Source organism: Vibrio sp. Vb339, assembly GCF_902751245.1.
GTDB lineage: Bacteria > Pseudomonadota > Gammaproteobacteria > Enterobacterales > Vibrionaceae > Vibrio > Vibrio coralliirubri.
On sequence record NZ_CADDIS010000001.1, the window covers coordinates 312,406 to 328,058 of the forward strand.

At 44.6% G+C, this 15,653-nt stretch carries 17 protein-coding genes; 6 read left to right on the top strand and 11 right to left on the bottom strand.

Annotation, left to right across the window (positions count from 1 at the left end):
• Nucleotides 1-83 precede the first annotated feature (83 nt).
• Nucleotides 84-995: a DMT family transporter gene (locus HRQ85_RS01440; protein ID WP_172378472.1), complete on the top strand. Its 912-nt coding sequence runs from the start codon at nt 84-86 to the stop codon at nt 993-995.
• A 45-nt stretch (nt 996-1,040) separates the two neighbouring features.
• Nucleotides 1,041-1,397: a nuclear transport factor 2 family protein gene (locus HRQ85_RS01445; RefSeq protein ID WP_172378473.1), complete on the top strand. Its 357-nt coding sequence runs from the start codon at nt 1,041-1,043 to the stop codon at nt 1,395-1,397.
• Between the two features lie 176 nt (nt 1,398-1,573).
• On the opposite strand, the gene sodC is transcribed toward HRQ85_RS01445, so the two are convergent.
• From sodC to HRQ85_RS01470, 5 genes are all read right to left on the bottom strand, one after another.
• On the bottom strand, nt 1,574-2,086 hold the full coding sequence (gene sodC / locus HRQ85_RS01450) for a superoxide dismutase family protein (protein WP_172378474.1): 513 nt from the start codon (nt 2,084-2,086) through the stop codon (nt 1,574-1,576).
• Between the two features lie 37 nt (nt 2,087-2,123).
• Nucleotides 2,124-2,588, bottom strand: a complete 465-nt coding sequence (locus HRQ85_RS01455; RefSeq protein ID WP_172378475.1) for an ankyrin repeat domain-containing protein — start codon at nt 2,586-2,588, stop codon at nt 2,124-2,126.
• 113 nt (nt 2,589-2,701) lie between these two features.
• Nucleotides 2,702-4,222, bottom strand: coding sequence for a catalase (locus HRQ85_RS01460; protein WP_172378476.1), 1,521 nt, complete (start codon nt 4,220-4,222; stop codon nt 2,702-2,704).
• Between the two features lie 324 nt (nt 4,223-4,546).
• Nucleotides 4,547-5,422 carry an NAD(P)-dependent oxidoreductase gene (locus tag HRQ85_RS01465; RefSeq protein WP_172378477.1) on the bottom strand — a complete coding sequence of 292 codons (876 nt, stop codon included), beginning with the start codon at nt 5,420-5,422 and terminating at the stop codon, nt 4,547-4,549.
• Between the two features lie 12 nt (nt 5,423-5,434).
• The gene (locus tag HRQ85_RS01470) at nt 5,435-6,337 is read right to left on the bottom strand and encodes a LysR family transcriptional regulator (RefSeq protein ID WP_050052651.1); all 903 of its coding nucleotides are present in this window, start codon (nt 6,335-6,337) and stop codon (nt 5,435-5,437) included.
• Nucleotides 6,338-6,422: 85 nt separating this feature from the next.
• Here HRQ85_RS01470 and HRQ85_RS01475 point away from each other — a divergent pair, with 85 nt between their 5' ends.
• Complete coding sequence (locus HRQ85_RS01475; protein ID WP_172378478.1) at nt 6,423-6,674, top strand: DUF2798 domain-containing protein; 252 nt, start codon at nt 6,423-6,425, stop codon at nt 6,672-6,674.
• A gap of 152 nt (nt 6,675-6,826) precedes the next feature.
• Here HRQ85_RS01475 and HRQ85_RS01480 read toward each other — a convergent pair whose 3' ends face one another.
• On the bottom strand, nt 6,827-7,543 hold the full coding sequence (locus HRQ85_RS01480; protein WP_017057670.1) for a YebC/PmpR family DNA-binding transcriptional regulator: 717 nt from the start codon (nt 7,541-7,543) through the stop codon (nt 6,827-6,829).
• A 96-nt stretch (nt 7,544-7,639) separates the two neighbouring features.
• Entirely contained in the window at nt 7,640-7,849 is a 210-nt protein-coding gene (locus tag HRQ85_RS01485; protein WP_004732615.1) for a DUF3283 family protein, read from the bottom strand.
• 276 nt (nt 7,850-8,125) lie between these two features.
• Here HRQ85_RS01485 and HRQ85_RS01490 point away from each other — a divergent pair, with 276 nt between their 5' ends.
• Nucleotides 8,126-8,836, top strand: coding sequence for a hypothetical protein (locus HRQ85_RS01490; RefSeq protein ID WP_172378479.1), 711 nt, complete (start codon nt 8,126-8,128; stop codon nt 8,834-8,836).
• A 43-nt stretch (nt 8,837-8,879) separates the two neighbouring features.
• On the opposite strand, the gene HRQ85_RS01495 is transcribed toward HRQ85_RS01490, so the two are convergent.
• Both HRQ85_RS01495 and phhA read right to left on the bottom strand, forming a co-directional pair.
• A complete protein-coding gene (locus HRQ85_RS01495) occupies nt 8,880-9,218 on the bottom strand; it encodes a 4a-hydroxytetrahydrobiopterin dehydratase (RefSeq protein WP_172378480.1) in 339 nt (112 codons plus the stop codon).
• Entirely contained in the window at nt 9,208-10,002 is a 795-nt protein-coding gene (gene phhA, locus HRQ85_RS01500) for a phenylalanine 4-monooxygenase (protein WP_050632625.1), read from the bottom strand. Before phhA ends, HRQ85_RS01495 begins: the two co-directional genes overlap by 11 nt.
• A gap of 199 nt (nt 10,003-10,201) precedes the next feature.
• Here phhA and HRQ85_RS01505 point away from each other — a divergent pair, with 199 nt between their 5' ends.
• Nucleotides 10,202-12,223 (top strand): acetoacetate--CoA ligase, encoded by a 2,022-nt coding sequence (locus tag HRQ85_RS01505; protein WP_172378481.1) that lies wholly within the window; start codon nt 10,202-10,204, stop codon nt 12,221-12,223.
• A gap of 523 nt (nt 12,224-12,746) precedes the next feature.
• A complete protein-coding gene (locus HRQ85_RS01510; protein WP_050620231.1) occupies nt 12,747-13,676 on the top strand; it encodes a carbamate kinase in 930 nt (309 codons plus the stop codon).
• A 210-nt stretch (nt 13,677-13,886) separates the two neighbouring features.
• On the opposite strand, the gene maiA is transcribed toward HRQ85_RS01510, so the two are convergent.
• Together maiA and HRQ85_RS01520 are read right to left on the bottom strand one after the other, a co-directional pair.
• Complete coding sequence (gene maiA / locus HRQ85_RS01515) at nt 13,887-14,576, bottom strand: maleylacetoacetate isomerase (protein ID WP_172378482.1); 690 nt, start codon at nt 14,574-14,576, stop codon at nt 13,887-13,889.
• Nucleotides 14,577-14,614: 38 nt separating this feature from the next.
• Nucleotides 14,615-15,652: a fumarylacetoacetate hydrolase family protein gene (locus tag HRQ85_RS01520; protein ID WP_172378483.1), complete on the bottom strand. Its 1,038-nt coding sequence runs from the start codon at nt 15,650-15,652 to the stop codon at nt 14,615-14,617.
• Nucleotide 15,653 lies beyond the last annotated feature (1 nt).

Sequence of the window (15,653 nt, forward strand, 5' to 3'; positions counted from 1 at the left end):
AGTGTGGAGAGTGTAGAGCCTATTCTCTAATCAATCTAGGTCTTTTATGCTGATTTCATCGACTTCAATCAATAGAGTAAGACATGAAATCACTGATAAAACCGACAGCGGCAAAAAGCCATATTAATGGCATCGGTCGGCAATTCCAGTCTCCGTTATACGTGGTCAGCATTGGCAGTCTTGTCGCCGTAAACTTTGCGTTAGCCAAATATGCTGTGACCATTGGCATTCCACCAATTGATGTCGCGATTATACCGATGGCAGGTGCAGCTATATTGTTGATGACGTTATTGGTTATGCGAGGTCAGCTCAATCGAACGGCATTGGTGCATTACCGTTATTATCTTTGGGCTGGTTTACTGAGCGTCGCAATTCCTAATCTGGCGTCAACCTATGCCCTACAATCTCTTAATACCAGTACGTTCAGTGTACTCGTTACTTTGTCGCCCATTTTTACCTTGTTATTCACCTTACCTTTTCAAGGATCCTCGTTAACCTGGCGAAAAGTACTCGGGATCATGGTTGGGGTCGTTGCCGCACTCTCTGTGACTTTGTCACCACAAATGAATACGTCATCCCCTTGGTCAGCACTGGCTATTGCGCTACTCGTACCCATATTTTTGGCCGCTGGCAATGTCTATCGCAGTCGCGCGTTCCCCCCTCTTGCCAATCCAATTGTTCTAGCTGCTGGCATGCTGACGCTACAGAGCATGATATGGATTCCGTTTACTCATGCGGTCGATGGTGAATTCATTCCAAACGGATCTGGCGTACTCGCGCTCATGGCAAGCTTATCAGCACTCAGTTATTTACTGACGTTTCGTTTTCAGCGAATCACCGATGGGCTGGGCTTTAGCCAAGTGGGAAATGTGGTGACCGTCGTCGGCGTTTCCATTGGGATCACGTGGTATGGCGAGCCATTAACGCTGCAATTGATCGCAGCCGTAATACTGTTGTTGATAAGCCTGTACTTATTTAATCACGCTAAATCTTAATCTCGTTCAAATCCAAATTAGTTCAAATTCAAAGGAGCAATTGCTATGTCACCATTAATCGAACAGACAAAACATCTATATCAAATCGTCGACCAAAAGGATATCCACGCCCTAATGGCACTACTGCATGATGACGTGTCGTTTCATTTTTCGAACGCCGCACCAGTAGTAGGAAAACCAGCTGTCAAAGCGGTCAACGCAGCGTTCTTTGGATCAATTGAGTCAATGACACATACGTTTTCTGGGATCTACGTAAACGATGATACGGTTGCGTGTGAGGGGCAGGTGGATTACGTGCGCCTAAATGGCAGCGCGCATGCCGCTAAGTTCGCGACTTTCTTATCTTTCAAGCAGGGGTTGATACATCAATATAAAATCTTTGCGGATGTGTCTGAATTGTAATGCCTACAAGCCTTAAGTAAGCATACTTACCCAATTGAGAACCTCAGCGATCCGATTCATCTAAATCAATACGAATCGATTTATGACCGTTCTGCATTGGAGAACAAGTGTCATCCCTACCTATAAAAAAGCGCCCCAAATAAGTAGGAGCGCTTTTTGCAATTTTAAGACGTGGATTACTTAATCACGCCACATACAATGCGTGCACCACCACCGCCAAGCTTAGCTGGATGGTCAGAGTGGTTGTCACCGCCTGCGTGGATCATCAAGGCTCTGCCTTTTACGTCATCCAATGTAACTCTTGGCGCCATCACTGGCTGGTCGGCTACTCCATTAGCATTAACGTAAAGCGGTGGTAAATCGCCAAGGTGATTATCATCCGTCCAAGGGAAACCATGTTTACCCGTTTCCTCTGGATCATAATGTCCTCCTGCGGCTCCACCGAGTATGGTTTTGCCATCTTTGGTGATGCTATCGCATGAACCATTCGCGTGCACATGGAAGCCATGTGTACCAGCTGGTAAGCCTTTCAATTCTGGTGTAAAGACAGCTCCGTAATCACTTAAGCTTATCATCACTGTTCCGGCTGACTGACCAGAGCCAAGATCGATCATTTCAACACTCACCGCTTCAGCGAAAACAGAAGAAGAAATAAGGGTGAGTGCAGCAAGCCATGTTGTTTTGTTCATATCATTACGTCCTTTTATTATTATTAGTACTCTTCATTTAGTACTTAAGGGATTTTAGTACATTAGATTGACCATAGATTTCAGCAAATTCTTTCAGATTAAGCCCTGCTTTATTACGCAGTTCTGAGGCACACTCCGCTTGGTACAAATCTTTCGCTATACCAATTTCACGTTTTATAAGTGCTCCCATCAAAGCAGTGTTACCGCGCTTATCTTGCAAACACGCATTCGCCCCAGAATTGAGTAGCAAGCGAACGGTTTCTCTATTTCCTTGATAAGCCGCAACCATGAGTGCTGTGTAACTTTGGTTATTACGTTGATCAATTGGGAAACCTTGCGAAACAAATGCATCGACCACTTCATTATTGCCGATACGAGCGGCATCAAAGAACAGCCCAACCAAAGATTGGTACTCCTCTTCCAGTTGGTTATCTGCAGCCAATAAACTGAACGAGAAACTCAAAGCAAAAACAATGGAACTAAGCAAAAATACGATTTTCATTTATTCCCCCTCATTAACATAATTAGAGAATGGCCTACAGGAGTCCTGATTTTCGGGCAGAAAAGAGCAGATAAATCTCCCGTAGGCCAAAACTTTACGCCTTACATTGTTGCTTAATCGTTCGCCTGAGAGAGCTTTTTAACTTGTGAGAGGCTTGTATCAGTTGCTTTAGCCAAACGCGTTCCATACTCTTTGTCTGCACGATAGAAGTAGCTCACCATGATTTCCTTAACGTCTTTATCCATAACCTTATTTAGGTCACCCGCTAAGTTTGCAATTAAGTCACTTTTATCTTGTTCACTCATGCTGCGATACTGCACGCCCGCTTGATAGAAGTTTCGAGGATTGCTGATCGATTTCTGTTGAATAGTACCAACTAGCTTGGTTTCTACGGCTTTGAATTGAGTATCTTCTGCTAACTCTAGTTTTCGGCTTGGCTCATAATTAACATCACCATTAGTTAACGATGCATTATTGCTCAAGCCATTTTGATTATGGTTGCTCACTGGCGCTAGCGGACGGTTTACTGGCAGTTGGAACAGGTTCGCTCCCAAACGGTAAAGCTGCGTATCTGAGTAAGCAAACAAACGACCTTGTAGCAAACGGTCTTCCGACGGCTCGATACCAGGGATCAGATTCGAAGGCGCAAATGCCGACTGTTCGGTGTCTAAAAAGAAATTTTCTGGTAAACGATTCAGCGTCATAGTGCCGACTTTTTGATCTGGCACATTCAGCCACACTTTGGTTGCATCGAGTCCGTTGTAATCAAGCTTGCTCAACGCCTCCGGAGACAATACCTTCACGTAAAGATCCCACTTAGGGTAATTACCTCGGCCAATTTCAGCATAAAGGTCATTAGTAAGATGGTTAAAATCTTTACCTTGCATCTCAGTGACTTGATCAGGGCGAAGGCTTTTAATGCCTTGCTGGCTCTTCCATTGGAACTTCACATAGTTCACATCGCCTTGCTTATTGATCCACTTATAGGCATGAACCCCAAATCCATCCATAGTGCGGTAACTCGCTGGTGTACCTAAATTGCTGTACACCCAAGTCAACATGTTGGTCGCACCCGGCTCACTGCTAAAGAAGTCGAAAAATCGGTTTGGATCCTGAACATTAGTTACTGGAGACGGTTTAAGGGAGTGCACCATATCCGGAAACTTAATCGAATCACGAATAAAGAACACAGGCAGATTATTCCCTACCAGATCCCAGTTACCCTGTTCAGTATAAAATTTAGTGGCGAAACCACGTGGGTCGCGAAGTGTTTCTGGCGATCCTTTAGAGTGAATAACGGTCGAAAAACGAACGAAAACAGGAGTCACCTTACCTTTATTAGTAAAAGGGTCGGAAACCGTTAAATCACTAAAATTACCAGAAGCAACGAATTCACCATGTGCGCCCGTCCCACGAGCATGAACAACACGCTCAGGAATACGTTCTCTGGCAAAACGCTGCAATTTTTGGATCAGATGGACGTCTTGCAGTAATACACTGCCATTCTCACCTGCTGTTATGGAGTTTTGGTTGTCACCTACTGGTGCACCGTTGTCTCTTGTCAGGGGTTGAGCCTGAAGAGATATGCTGGCTAAACCAACTGTAATTAATAAAAAGCTTTTTGACATCTGCATGGTTGCTCTCCAATGCGTGCTAACCATCAAACCAATCGAGTGGTTAATGGATATTCAAAAGCTCTTTTCTGCCCACCAAGAATATAACTTCAATGTTTACATTTGTTTAATGGGAAATAACGATAGATTCAATAGGTGAAAACGATGGAGTGATTAAGTTTTGATTAGAATGAGAGAACACAGACGTTCAATTGTGAGTATCAAAACCAACGCTTCATTTGTATTTCTATACGACCAAACAAAAAATAGCCGCTAATCAGCGGCTATTTTTAGTTATCTAAACGAAGCTTCTATTACTTCGATCTTTCTACTTCTTCGTCTCTTCTACTTTTTAGTCTCTTCAACCACGGCTTTCATCAATACTGATGTATCCATGCGGCCTTGCCCTTCGGCAGACAGTGCCTTGTAAGCGTTGTTCGTCTTTTCAGTTAGTGGAAGTTGGATGCCTTGGCGCTCAGCTTCATCTAGGCAGAAGCCTAAGTCTTTGATCATCCAATCAATGGCGAAACCGAAATCGAACTTGTCTTGCGCCATTGTGGTAGCGCGGTTTTCCATCTGCCATGAACCTGCTGCGCCGTTTTTAAGGCAATCAACCAGTGTTTGAATATCCAAACCTGACTTTTCAGCAAGTACCAAGCCTTCAGAAAGGCCATTCAATACACCTGCGATGCAGATCTGATTAACCATTTTCGCGCGTTGGCCTTGGCCGACTTTACCCATAAGAACCGACGACTTACCGTAAGCTTCGAACACAGGTTGAAGGTCATTGAATAGCGCTTGTTCACCACCACACATGATGGTTAGCACGCCGTTTTCTGCGCCCGCTTGACCACCAGACACAGGTGCATCCATAAAGCGAATACCGGCTTGCTTCGCTGCCACTTCAAGCTCTTCAGACAGAACTGCAGATGTTGTAGTGTGATCGACAAGAATCGCGTTTGACTTCATAGCTGCCAATGCGCCTGTTTCGCTGGTTGTCATGCTGCGCACGTCGTCATCGTTACCCACGCAAACGAGAACAACATCGGCTTCTGCGACACACTCAGCCACAGATTCTGCCGCTTTACCTTGGTGTTTATCAGCCCAGTCTAGCGCTTTACTGTGAGTGCGGTTAAATACCGTCACTTCAAAACCGGCTTTGACTAGGTGGCCTGCCATTGGGAAGCCCATAACGCCTAGCCCGATAAAACTTACTTTCATTTCTTTCTCCTTTTATTTGACCAAACCATCGCTATGAAAAGATCGAACACTCTCAATCAATGCATCAATAAGCAGGGTCAAAGCCTTTGGCTGATATTTTCTTTCTTTGTACACTAAATACGCTTGGCGATCACCCCGATGATACTCAGGGAGCACTTGAATCAGATTCATCTCTGGGGATACGTGACGAAAAGGCAATGACGCGAGCCCCAAACCTTTTTGCGCTGCGGCCGCCACCGCATGAATATCGTTAACGATGAACTTAGGTTTAATCGTGATCATTTGCTCTAAGCGGTCGGATTTGTAGAGCGGCATATCGAATACATCATCGACGTTAATCCAATCTTGCAGCTCCAGGTCGTCCGGCTTTTCTATTGCTGCACGCGAATCTAAGTATTCTGGGCTTGCATAAAACCCGTGTTTAGCTTTAAACAGCGGTCGAGCAATCATGCCTTCCATGTCCGAGATCTTAAACGTGATCAGTAAGTCACGATCGGTCTGTGGAATGAGCTGTTGTTGGCTCAAGGTAAGGTCGAGCTGAACGTTTGGGTATTGAGTGAGGAATTGCTCTACCGTCGACCGTAGAAAGCCACTGTAGAAGTTATGAGGCACGGCGAGCTTTATCTTGCCTTGGATAGCGTCACGCTCTTCAAGCAAGCTATTAAAACCGTGATGAATCGACTCCATACCGCTGCTCAGTGCAGAAAAGGCCGCCTCGCCGTCTTTGGTGGCCACCAGCTCACGACCTTTCTTTTCTAAAAGTCGGATATTGAGGCGATCTTCCAATGCAGTTAACCGACGCGACATGGTCGATACTGGCAGTTGCAGCCGTTTCGAAGCCGATAGCAAAGAGCCCTCTTCAACCACTGCACAGAATAAGAACAGATCATCAATGTTTCCAAATATGGAATTCATACTTCTACATGTGCCTATTTTTCTCATTAATGGATAAATGTAACCTTATCTCATCAACATCAGAAAATCACGGGAGAAACACAGTATGAGCAACAAACAATTTTGGGTAACCGCGATTTTATCTTCACTGACCATGGCGACCATCATGTCTGGGTTAATTTCTGGCTACAAAATGGGATTTAGTCCCGAATGGCCGCCAATCTGGATGCAAAGCTTTTTCATCGCTTGGCCGTGTGCCATCGCACTCAACCTCACCGTACTTCCTTTGATCAGAAAATTCTCAGCATGGATTTGTCGCCCAAGAACGCTTTGCGAACCTGAGATCACGGAACGATGATCAAGGGCTTATGACCAATGAGCTATAACCTAGGTTCTGCCACCAAATAGCTGCGTTCAAAAAGCTATGTTCATGGATAAACTACTGAATTACAGAAATAAAAAAACCGAGCACTAGGCTCGGTTTTTTAATAACTGTTGTTACTGTAAAGATTACAGCTCAGCGTTGTGGTAAACCTGCTGAACGTCATCACAGTCGTCAAGCATGTCTAAGAACTTCTGGAACTTCTCAGAATCTTCTTCAGCTACTGGCGTAGTTGTTTGAGGAACGAAAGTGATTTCCTCAACGTCTAGCGTTAGCTCTGGGAACGCAGTGTTTAGTGCAGTCTTCGTTTTGAAGAACTCAGTCGTTGGAGCGAATACAGTGATAACACCGTCTTCTAGCTCAACGTCAGTCACGTCTACGTCTTCCATCATTAGCGTTTCTAGGATGATCTCGTCGTCTTCGCCTTTAAACTGGAATACAGCTTGGTGAGCGAACATGTGAGAAACAGTACCTTCAACACCGATTTTCGCACCAGTCTTAACGAAACATTGGCGAACGTCTTGGAAAGTACGGTTGCCGTTGTCAGTTAGACAGTCAACGATTACGCTTGTGCCACCTGGGCCAAAACCTTCGTAACGAGCTGGTTGGAAGTCTTCACCGCCGCCGCCGTTCGCTTTATCGATCGCTTTGTCGATAACGTGAGCTGGTACTTGGTCTTTCTTCGCTTTAGCAATCAGGTGCTTAAGAGGTAGGTTCATGTCTGGGTCAGAGCTGCCGTTCTTAGCCAGTACGTAAATCTCTTTACCGTATTTAGAATAAACTTTAATTTTTGCGCCTGCAGTTTTCGCCATTGAGGCCTTGCGCACTTCAAAACTTCTTCCCATCGGGATCTTCTCTCTGATTCAATTAACGGTGCAAATTCTAGCAAATTACTGTGTCATTTCAATTCTACAGCACTGCTGGGCAAGGTTTGTCTGCGTTTATGCGACACCCATTACCCGTTTGTATTTTTCTACAGACTGATCAAACCAAGCCTTTTCTTCTGGGTCACCTAGCTTCATTGCTTCTTCAACAATGGCTTCAGGGCCACATTTCGCTTGCTTCAGTTTCCATACAAGAAACGATGCTTGCTTATCCAGTTCGATTTTATTTTTCTCGCTGGGTGGAAGGAGTGAAAGGTTGATAGACATTATTAGCCTTCGTCTGTAATACACTTGGCCGAGAAATATATCATAGAGCAGCCTCATAAAACCAATACTATGAGTAACAGAAAGGGTTTATGAGACAAGAAACCAAGCAAGTCGCTGATGCAGGTCAAGCTAGTTTGGGAAAAGTGGTTTTGCAAATACTAGCGTAAACGAAAGTAGACTCTTTAGTTACGTTATTCATTATATAAATCAAATTGCACAATTAATTCCGAACTGTATATTGTTTGGCTTTAGTTCAGCATTAAGTTAGTGGGTTATATGAAAATGAGGGTCAAACCTATCCTGATAGGTACTGCGGGGGCGATGATATGGTCGATCATTTGGATTTCAGTCTACATTGCGTACTTAAGCAAATTACCAATAAGTGATAACCCTGAACAATGGGCACATTTTGCAACATTCTTCGGAGGAGTTGTGCTGACACCTGTAACCCTTTTTGCTTCAATTACCGCCGCATATTTCGTTGCTAAAAGTCATCAGCAAAACGTCAACATCAATGAATTGGATTCTTACAAAGACAAGGTTCTGAGATTTAAAGATACATTTGATGAGTCACTTAAGACTGAAGTATTCAATGATAAATTAAGATCTTCTATGCAAGGAGATTATATCGGAAAGATTATTAGAGAATACAGCAAGACGAAGCCTTCAAAAGAAGAACAAGGTGAAGTTATTAAGCTGGCAAATAGTATCGTGGGCTACCTTGATACGCTAGCTCAATGTGCATTTACATACACTTCAATGATGAACCAGAAGATTTTAGAAACCGAGAATCAAAAAGAAGCACAAGTTACAACTGAATATTTTATTTGGTTTTTAAGATACAACCCTCTCGCCAAAGATTTACAAAAACTCTGTGAGCCGGAATATATCCAGAGTAAAAAACATTTTATGAGACTATTTGTGTTAGATCCGGAAAGCAAAGACCATTTTATTCACCAAGCTCTTCGGTCTAACAAACCATCTTAACGTGAATCACAAAGGCTGGAGAAATACTTCTCCAGCTAAAAAACTACTCACTCACCGCGAACACATCGCAGCGTGAGGCGCAAATGAAGTCATTCTTGTGGAGGCCTTTGATTGAGTGGCTCCACCAAGTGACGGTGACTTTGCCCCACTCCAATAAGATCGAAGGGTGGTGGAACTCTTCTTCTGCCAATTCTGACACTTTGTTGCTGAATGCCCATGCTTGTTTGTAGTTCTTAAACTTAAACACCTTCTCAAGCTGCGGGATGCCGTCTCTTTCGATGACCTGCCAGTCTGACAACTCCAACAGTAAAGATTGTTGCTCATCTTTATTGAGGGCAATCGCGTCGATACTGCAGGCTTCGCATTTTTGTTCATTCAACATGTGTTGGTTCCTTGGGTTCAAAAAGTGGTGGTAGTAACCCCGCGTCGATGGCGAGATCAGCTTGCTGTAATAGGTTTTCCTGACTGATTTTGAAGAGCTCAGATAGCTCGTCGATCACGTAATATTTCGGCTGCATGATGTCGATACGATAAGGAGTTCTTAACACCGTTTGCAGATCGAACCGCTCACGAACCGCCAAATCACCGCCTAATGCGTACATGGTTTCCGCCGGAGACGAGAGAATGCCACCGCCATAGATTTTCAGTTGTTGGCCTTCTTTTACTAAACCGAACTCGACCGTAAACCAATACAAACGGGCAAGATAAGCGCGCTGTTTGGATGTAGCGGCTTGGCCTAATTTTCCATAATGCTCAGTGAACGCTGCGAAATCGGCATTAGTGAGCATGGCACAATGACCGAAAATTTCATGAAAGAAATCAGGTTCTTGTAAGTAATCGAACTCGTCTCGCGTTCTCAGAAATGTCGCAACTGGGAATTTCTTATTGGCGAGCAAATCAAAGAATCGGTCGAAATCGATCAATGCAGGCACAGGCTGAACTTGCCAACCTGTTGTTTCCATTAGCACTTTGTTTATCTCTGGCAGCTGGGGAACTCTGTCTAATGGCAGCTCCAGCAGGGTCAAACCGTGCAAATAAGCATCGCATGCGCGGTCATTAATCACGTCCAGTTGCCTTTTCACTAAGTCGTGCCAAATGGCGTCTTCTTCGAGGCTCCACTCAACCCATCCCTCTTGGCTCACGGGCTTAGAATGATATTGAGTCATTACACACCTCCTTTCGAATGTCTCACTTTAAGCCTATCTCCACTCCTTATATCCGCCAATTTGCACGATTTTTCGAAACAGGCGATCGTGTAACATTTTTTTTACACAATTCCGACAGCCCCTTATTTTGCTGATCTTTTGACTTTGTAAAACCTAAATACCAGACTGAAATCGTTAACTTTTTGTTAAAGGTAAAGGAATGCACGAGAGCAATAAGCCAATTTGGCAACCCAGTGACCAACGTATCGCACACGCCAACGTAACCCAATTTATGAATAACCTCGATCAGCAGGGCGTATTCGAGCGGAAATTGAAAAACTACACGGAGCTTCATCAATGGTCTGTGGAGCAGCCGGAGTCGTTTTGGCATAACGTGTGGCAGTTTTGTGGAATGGTGGGTTCACAAGACTGTATTAACAAGGCAGAAAGCGAGCACATCAAAACTCAAGGTGAAAGCCGCTGGCAGCAGCCGAAATCGAATCGCGATGCGGTGTGGTTTCCTAATGCTCAAGTTAACTACGCCGAAAACTTGCTCCATTCAGCAAAAGCGTTGCCAAACGAACTAGCGATTTGGTTTGAGAACGAACATGGCGAACAGCAAAGTTACACATGGCAAACCTTGTGTGAGGAAGTCTCTAGCGTTCAACAATGGCTCGTGGAGTGTGGCGTGCAACAAGGCGATGTGGTCGCCGCTTATACCCCTTATCTGCCGCAAACCGTGGTCGCGATGTTGGCAACCACCAGCTTAGGGGCGATTTGGACGTCAACCTCGCCTGATTTTGGCGTCGAGAGTGTGATTGAGCGATTTGGCCAAGTGAAACCCAAGGTGCTGTTTACCTGTGATGGCTACACCTTCAATGGCAAAACGTTCGATATGACGGACAAGAACCGTGAAATCATCGAACACTTAAACGAATTAAAACAGGTGTGTCAGATCGGTTATTTGAAACCGACTCGTGATTTAGAGAAGAACAACGTTAAACATGATGTGTCACCCCAAAGTTGGAACAGCATCATTCATCACTATCAGCCACAACCTGTACGATTTGTGCGTGTCGGCTTCAATGAACCATTGTTTGTGCTCTACTCTTCCGGCACAACAGGCAAGCCAAAGTGTATTGTTCATTCTGTTGGTGGCACTACCATCAACCACCTAAAAGAGCATCAACTTCATTGCGATATTAAACCGAGAGATCGCGTGTTCTACTACACCACTTGTGGTTGGATGATGTGGAACTGGCACGTCTCTGCGCTCGCGAGCGGTGCTTGTTTGGTTATCTTTGATGGTAGCCCGGTTTACCCGCAACCTAACGTACTATGGGATTTAGCACAGCGTGCAGACATATCGACGTTTGGCACCTCAGCCAAGTATCTAGAGGCGATTGAGAAAGCAGAACTCTCACCGATCGACAGCCACTCTCTGCCTCAATTAAGAACACTGTGCTCGACGGGTTCTGTGCTCTACCCAGAGCAGTTCGATTACGTTTACAAGCACATCAAGCAAGACCTGCATTTAGCGTCCATTTCTGGCGGCACGGATATTTGTGGCTGCTTTGTTTTAGGCAACCCTATCTCGCCAGTGTATCGCGGTGAGTGCCAACAGGCAGGGCTCGGCGTCGACATCAAGGTGTTCAATTCGTCTGGTCAAAAGGTCAATCAAGAACGAGGCGAGCTAGTATGCACCAACTCCCTACCCAACTTCCCCGCAGGCTTTTGGAATGACACAGGAGAGCGCTATCACAACACCTATTGGGATAAGTTCGATAATGTGTGGCATCACGGTGATGAAGTCGCACAGAGCGAACATGGCGGTTATCTGTTCTACGGGCGAGGCGACACCACACTCAACCCCGGTGGCGTGCGAATTGGTACAGCCGAGATCTATCAGCAAGTGAACACCATTGACGGCATCATCGATTCGATAGCAGTCGGTAAAGACATCGACCGCAACGAGCAGATATGGCTGTTTGTTCAGTTACAACAAGGTGTGGTTCTGGATGATGAGTTACTGACAACCATCAAAAGCAAACTCAAATCATCCTGCTCGCCAAGGCACGTGCCAAGCCAGATATTTGCGATCAGCGACGTGCCAAAAACACGCTCTGGCAAACTGGTGGAGTTGGCTGTGAAACAGGTGATCAATGGCAAGAGTGTAGAAAACCTCGGGGCTATCGCTAACGCCGAGGTTTTGGAAGAGATAAAGAGTGTTGTTTCGCTTTAGCGTTGAGCCATAGAAAGTGGCTAACTATTTCCAAATTTCACTTGGCTGTCAGATAACACCTAGAGTAAAGGCAGCCGATTGAAAACCGAATCTAAACTTCTATTTAAGCTTGTGAACCCTCGCCTCAGTATAGCCCGGTACTTTTTCTAAAGCTCTTAATGCGATCTGCTCATCATATTTAAAACAAAAATAAAAAATTAATCATTTTATAGCCAGAGATAATATTCACTAAACACGAATCATTTATACCAAAAAAGACTCCACCGCTAGATTGTATCCAAGCTTATGGATATTTAATCGAATTGCAATAACTCCCGTTTCCACAGCTCTATTTCTAGTGAAATAATAATTTGATAGCTATCACATTTAGGACGGTTATTTTCCCATACTATCTCGGCATGTTAATTACTTAAGAGTAATTAAAAACCTAGTCATTGTTATTAATAAGCTTGGATTTAATTAGAAACAAGCGTTTAACCCCTACGTAAAATAAAATCATTATTAAATGTTCGGAGACATTATCATGCGCATAGTATTAGCTTTAGGCGGTAACGCTCTTTTAGCAAGAGGCCAAGCATTAACGGCTGAGAACCAACGTGAAAATATAATCAAATCAGCGGCGAGTATTGCCGCGATCGCTCGCGAGCATGAGATTGTTATCGTTCATGGTAATGGCCCACAAGTAGGTTTGTTGATGGAACAAAACGCGGCTTATAACGAATATTCACCAGAGACGACCCCGTATCCAATGGATGTACTAGGCTCTCAAACCTGTGGCATGGTGGGCTACATGTTACAGCAAGAACTAAGAAACATTGACCCTGAATTAGACGTAGCGACGCTAGTCACGCAAACTGAAGTATGCAAAAAAGACCCTGCGTTTGCTAACCCGACTAAATTTGTTGGCCCTGTATATACAGAGCAACGAGCTAAAGAGTTAATGGCTCAAAGCACAATGCAGTTTAAAGCTGATGGCGAGTACTACCGTCGCGTTGTGCCTTCTCCTATGCCAAAAAACATTGTTGAAATTCAGCAAATTGAAACTCTTCTAGATACAGAAAATCTTGTTATCGCTTGTGGCGGCGGGGGTGTTCCCGTGAGTATTGAGCAGGGTAAGAGTACTGGCGTAGAGTGCGTAATTGACAAAGATCTTACGGCTGAATTACTGGCTGAAAAAATCCATGCCGACTTATTTATTATCTTAACCGATGGTTCGATTTTCCGTAACTATGGTAAAGAAGACCAAGCAGAAATGAAGCAAGCAACGCCTGCTGGTTTAGCAGAATTTTCATTTCCTGCTGGTTCTATGGGGCCAAAAATTGATGCTGTTTGTAAATTCGTTGAAGCTGGATTGGGTAATGCGGCGATTGGTTCATTATTTGATTTAGATAAAATAATTACCAATGAAGCTGGTACTCTGATTACGAAAGGCGAAGGTATTGTTTATTATTAACATTATCGAATGATAATCACCATTAATATAAACCTGGATTAAAGCCTCTTATTTAATAACGAGGCTTTTTTATAAGGTAAATATTAGTGCTAAACGGGATAAATATTCATACACTTACTGAATTTAATATATTTAATTTTGGAAACCGCTTCTTTCAAGAAACGGTTTTGGTAGCGTAAGGGAAGAATATTTGCGTTTACATCAGTGAATCTACATGGACTCATTCGCATCCTCTTGATTCTCTGGCATCGCCTCGATAAAAGCAGGTAACCGATTACACGCTTCAACAATTGCGTTAATCAGCGGATAAGGTGACATATCAACGCCAAAACGCAGCGCGTTATAGACTTGTGGCACTAAGCAGATATCGACGATACAGGGCGAACCGGTAAGGCTATACACCGAATCACCGTGTGTTTGACGATGCTTAGAAAGCTTCTCTTCTAACGCCGAGAAACCTTGGCTCATCCAATGATGAAGCCAATCCATTTTTGCCTCTTGCTCGCACGACAATTCTCGCTCCAAATACTGCAACACACGCAGGTTATTCAGAGGGTGAATTTCTATCGCAATATCCTGAGCCATTGCCAACGCTTGATAGCGCAGTTGTGTTTGCTCTGGAATCAACAAGGAGTCTGGGCTGCTCTCACACAAATAGCTTTCGTCCAAGTATTGCAAAATAGTCAGCGACTGATTGAGTTGAACTTCACCATCCACTAGCACAGGCACTAACTCACTGGCGTTGATCTCGCGATATTGTGGATCATGCTGCTCGCCACCATTACGCACCAAATGCACCGATTTAGACTCATAGTTGAGTTGCTTTAGGTTCAATCCAATACGCACCCGATAGGCCGCCGAAGAGCGCCAGTAACCGTAAAGTGTCATGTTCTGATTCATACAATGATCTCGCTCGAGCTGAATCTTTATAATATGGGCTATAACGCTCGATATTGGCTAACTTTTTGGTCAATCGCACCAAAAATGGAGCCACCCGCCGCATCAAACATCTCAAGCTTGATCGAGTCACCAAACGACATGAATTGAGTCGAAGGTTTGCCATCGCGAATCGTCTCGATCATGCGCACTTCAGCAATGCATGAATAGCCGACACCACCTTCCACAATTGAGGTGCCGTGGTCAATACCTTGCTTATTCGATACCGTGCCAGAGCCTATGATTGCGCCAGCCGACAGTGGACGAGTCTTCGCAGCATGCACCACTAGCTCGGCAAAATTGAAGGTCATATCGACACCTGCATTTGGACAACCAAAAGGCTGGTCGTTGTAGGTCGATATCAACGGTAAATGCACCTTGCTGCCTTTCCACTGTTCACCAAGCTCGTCAGGTGTAACGGCGACCGGAGAGAACGCCGAAGACGGTTTAGATTGGAAGAAGCCAAAGCCTTTCGCTAGCTCTGCCGGAATCAAGCCACGCAAAGACACATCGTTCACCAACATCAGTAGACGAATCGAATCGTGCGCTTGCTTAGAACTTACACCCATAGGTACGTCACCGGTGACAATCGCAACCTCTCCTTCGAAATCGATGCCCCACTCGTCACTGGCAAATTCGATGTTGTCACGAGGGCCAATAAAGGCATCTGAGCCACCTTGATACATGAGTGGATCGACCCAGAAGCTTTCTGGCATTTCAGCACCACGCGCCTTACGCACCAGTTCAACGTGGTTTACATAGGCGCTGCCATCCGCCCATTGATAAGCTCGTGGCAATGGTGATTCACAATACTGAGTAACAAACACTTCACTGCCTGTCACATGCCCGTTGTTTAACGAGGTGTATAACTCTTCTAACTGAGAAGCCACGCTGTCCCAGTTATCCAAAGCCACCTGCATGGTTGGCGCCAGATGCATCGCATGGAAGATTTCGGTGGCAGGTACACACTGTTTGAGATCTTTACTCACGACCATCAACAGGCCATCGCGAGTACCATTTTTCTTGGTTGCTAATTTCATC

What these genes read in the sequence shown, in the direction of transcription:
- HRQ85_RS01445 (WP_172378473.1), top strand. Translation starts at nt 1,041, where the DNA reads ATGTCACCATTAATCGAACAGACAAAACATCTATATCAAATCGTCGAC.
- HRQ85_RS01440 (WP_172378472.1), top strand. Translation starts at nt 84, where the DNA reads ATGAAATCACTGATAAAACCGACAGCGGCAAAAAGCCATATTAATGGC.
- HRQ85_RS01520 (WP_172378483.1), bottom strand. Translation starts at nt 15,652, where the DNA reads ATGAAATTAGCAACCAAGAAAAATGGTACTCGCGATGGCCTGTTGATG.
- sodC (WP_172378474.1), bottom strand. Translation starts at nt 2,086, where the DNA reads ATGAACAAAACAACATGGCTTGCTGCACTCACCCTTATTTCTTCTTCT.
- HRQ85_RS01510 (WP_050620231.1), top strand. Translation starts at nt 12,747, where the DNA reads ATGCGCATAGTATTAGCTTTAGGCGGTAACGCTCTTTTAGCAAGAGGC.
- HRQ85_RS01465 (WP_172378477.1), bottom strand. Translation starts at nt 5,422, where the DNA reads ATGAAAGTAAGTTTTATCGGGCTAGGCGTTATGGGCTTCCCAATGGCA.
- HRQ85_RS01460 (WP_172378476.1), bottom strand. Translation starts at nt 4,222, where the DNA reads ATGCAGATGTCAAAAAGCTTTTTATTAATTACAGTTGGTTTAGCCAGC.
- HRQ85_RS01505 (WP_172378481.1), top strand. Translation starts at nt 10,202, where the DNA reads ATGCACGAGAGCAATAAGCCAATTTGGCAACCCAGTGACCAACGTATC.
- HRQ85_RS01455 (WP_172378475.1), bottom strand. Translation starts at nt 2,588, where the DNA reads ATGAAAATCGTATTTTTGCTTAGTTCCATTGTTTTTGCTTTGAGTTTC.
- HRQ85_RS01495 (WP_172378480.1), bottom strand. Translation starts at nt 9,218, where the DNA reads ATGTTGAATGAACAAAAATGCGAAGCCTGCAGTATCGACGCGATTGCC.
- maiA (WP_172378482.1), bottom strand. Translation starts at nt 14,576, where the DNA reads ATGAATCAGAACATGACACTTTACGGTTACTGGCGCTCTTCGGCGGCC.
- HRQ85_RS01490 (WP_172378479.1), top strand. Translation starts at nt 8,126, where the DNA reads ATGAAAATGAGGGTCAAACCTATCCTGATAGGTACTGCGGGGGCGATG.
- phhA (WP_050632625.1), bottom strand. Translation starts at nt 10,002, where the DNA reads ATGACTCAATATCATTCTAAGCCCGTGAGCCAAGAGGGATGGGTTGAG.
- HRQ85_RS01485 (WP_004732615.1), bottom strand. Translation starts at nt 7,849, where the DNA reads ATGTCTATCAACCTTTCACTCCTTCCACCCAGCGAGAAAAATAAAATC.
- HRQ85_RS01475 (WP_172378478.1), top strand. Translation starts at nt 6,423, where the DNA reads ATGAGCAACAAACAATTTTGGGTAACCGCGATTTTATCTTCACTGACC.
- HRQ85_RS01470 (WP_050052651.1), bottom strand. Translation starts at nt 6,337, where the DNA reads ATGAATTCCATATTTGGAAACATTGATGATCTGTTCTTATTCTGTGCA.
- HRQ85_RS01480 (WP_017057670.1), bottom strand. Translation starts at nt 7,543, where the DNA reads ATGGGAAGAAGTTTTGAAGTGCGCAAGGCCTCAATGGCGAAAACTGCA.